The organism is Bradyrhizobium campsiandrae, assembly GCF_014529705.1.
Taxonomy (GTDB): domain Bacteria; phylum Pseudomonadota; class Alphaproteobacteria; order Rhizobiales; family Xanthobacteraceae; genus Bradyrhizobium; species Bradyrhizobium campsiandrae.
On record NZ_JAANIH010000400.1, the window covers coordinates 1 to 243 of the forward strand.

Annotated in this window: 1 pseudogene; it reads left to right on the top strand. The window is 66.7% G+C overall.

Annotated elements, in window-relative coordinates:
* Positions 1–243 (top strand): annotated as a pseudogene (locus G8O24_RS44965) (hypothetical protein); the annotation flags it as partial.

Consider the following 243-nt stretch of genomic DNA (forward strand, 5'->3'; position numbering starts at 1 on the left):
GCTGATCGCAGCCTGCGCCGTGTTCGGCTTCTCGGTCGGCAATCTCATAACCCTGCCGTCGCTGATCGTGCAGCAGGAATTCGACAGCGCCGCGTTCGGCGTGCTGATCAGCCTCAACACCGCGATCCTCTATCCGACGCGGCCGGCGCTGGCCGATGCGCTGCATCGGGTGCTGTCGGCCGGCATCGCGTTGGATGGCGCCAGCGACCACGGCGTGTCGGAGGCCCTGTATTTGCGCGATCC